This is a genomic window from Paenibacillus ihuae (assembly GCF_001368795.1).
Classification (GTDB): Bacteria; Bacillota; Bacilli; order Paenibacillales; family Paenibacillaceae; genus Paenibacillus_AQ; species Paenibacillus_AQ ihuae.
In genome coordinates this window covers 2,289,176-2,291,446 of record NZ_LN831198.1, presented here as the reverse complement: position 1 = coordinate 2,291,446, position 2,271 = coordinate 2,289,176, and the positions used below count along the sequence as shown (strand labels likewise).

The following is a 2,271-nucleotide window of genomic DNA, read 5'->3' as shown; positions in this document are numbered from 1 at the left end:
CTCTTCCTCGCGGTTCAAATAAGAATAGATCATTTAGAAAAGAACTGCCGAGCATGGAGGTAATCTTCAGCGCATCGAGTGTATCTTTCACTGTAAGAACGTCTGCATTTGGCAGCCAATACGCTTCCTGCTGCAGCTCAACATCCATCTGCTGATGGTAATACGCTCTTCTGAGCCGTTTCGTCTGCTGCTCGGCATCATCCAGCCTGCGGATAAACCGCTCCTGGATCACAGCTTTGGCCTCAAACAATGCTGCCACACCCATTACCTGATGCTCTTCATATAGCTCAAGCAGCACGACCAGTTGTGACCATAGCTGTGATTCTTTGTTCATCTGCACTTCAAGCTGATTGTTCAGCTCATCTCTTTGCTGATTCTGGGCGTTCAGTTTTACGCTAAGCTCTGCATGAGCTTTGTGCAGGCTGAACCGCTGCGCCTCGGCAAGCTTGCGTTGTTCTTGAAGTCCGGCGATACTGCCTTCAATCCCGTTTATAGCGATTAACGTCCGCTGGAGCGCTGCGCCTGGAGCGGATGCGGCTTCTTGTCCATGACGTGAGTTGAAGATGCCCATTTCCTCTGTAAATTGCCGGATAGCGCCGGTAAGCTCATTAATCCGGTTATCCAGTCCGCCCAGCTCCAGCAGGAAGCTTTCTCTTTCTTTTTGCAATCCCGCCTCTTCTGTCGCTAAGGCATGCTGGCGGGCAGCAAAGCTCGAAATTTGCTTCTGCCACAGCAGAGATACCTTATCCCACTGGATACGCAGCTCATCCTTGGCGCTCTTAATTACCTCTTGCCGTTCCTTCATTTCAAGTGAACCTTCGATCGCTTCTATTTCCTTCTGCCACTGCTCGATCTGGCGGAGATGGACTTTGCGTTTGGCTAAGTAGTAAGCCACTTCCAGATGCTTTTCCTTCTCCTTCGATTCATCCAGCCGCCCGCGTGCTCTTGCCTGATTGTCACTGATGCCCTTGAATTCATCCTGCTTCCGGTCATGTTCCTCTTTGCTGCGCAGATAGTTCAGGTTGTCTGCCTCAAACCGCAGCTGGCGGGCTTCCTGATGCAGGCGGACCAGTTCATCTGCTTGCTCACGCCGCTTGTCCTCAGCAATTTTAAGCTCATCATGGATAACCGTAAAAATCTGCCGCCCCTGTAGCTCAGACTCCTGGTAAATCCGCTCGGCCTCCGTTCCTTGCTTCACCAGTTCATAGAGCGGCGCAGCCAGCGAAGTGAATTCGGCAAAAGCCTTCTCCCGCTGTTCCAGCATCGGCAGCCGCTGGGCGACCGTCGCCGCATCAAGGAACATCCGCTGCAGCGAGCCGTCTTCCTCACGAAGCCCTTCATTTAGGCTGGAGCCGATTTCCGGAATGATCAGCTTCTCGAACAGATTCTGGTTTGTGAAGGCATCATTTTTTTGAAAATAGCCCTTGATCCCGCCCTCTTCACCGTTAATTTTCTTCATGTTACGCCACTCACCGATATGAATATCCCGTTCCTGCAGGAAGTTGTAATATTTCTTGAGCTCCGAATTGCTGCTGCCGAACGGTACAATCTCCCCGCGGTGCTCGCGCACAAACTGCTGGATCTCTTCAAAACTCGCCGGTCCGTCTTCTGACTGATTATAGAGCGGCAGGGTCGAAAGGGTAAGCTCCGCCTGCTCGTCATAATCCATTAGGGTGTATAGCAAATAATCTACCTTGATCTCCAGCTGATCAACAGAACTGTGGGCAGTCATGGCAATAGCGGTTGTCATATATTCATTGCGGTCTTCGTTATCCAGCCTCCATTCGATAGCGACATGGAAGGTATAGGGCTTGAGCTGCTTTTTATGATTATGAAAGAAAGCCTCTACCTGGTTCTCGTTATCTTTACCCCAAGCGGCTTTGGGAATCAGCAATTGAAAAATCGACTGCAGCAGTACGCCCTTTCCGCCGCCGTTCATTAGGGTGATCAGGGTGTTGGCCGGTCCTTCCTCATTGCAGAGGTCAAGGACCATATCATCATATTTTTTGAGCATCTTCTCATACTTCAGTCCGGCGATTCGGATACGCTCAATGCGCGGCATGGGCTTCCCCTTCTTTCTCCGTCAAGGTCCGGCCGATCAAAGCTTTCAGTTCCTTATAACGGTCAACATCGTGATACAGGTACCGCATTCGTTCATATAATTCTTCACGCGGGAAAATCCGCTTCTCATTCTCGGAAATGAACACCAGATGCTCATCCTCAAGCAGCTTCATCCCTTCATGGATCAGACCGATCCGCGAGCCGTACCCT

Annotated in this window: 1 protein-coding gene and 1 pseudogene; both read right to left on the bottom strand. The window is 50.8% G+C overall.

Features of this window, described 5'->3' with window-relative positions:
* On the bottom strand, positions 1-2,062 hold a 2,062-nt coding region (locus tag AQR02_RS10350), incomplete at its 3' end, for a coiled-coil domain-containing protein (protein ID WP_159067732.1).
* Positions 2,049-2,271 (bottom strand): annotated as a pseudogene (locus tag AQR02_RS10345) (DUF6063 family protein); the annotation flags it as partial. The gene AQR02_RS10350 and the pseudogene AQR02_RS10345, both read right to left, overlap by 14 nt.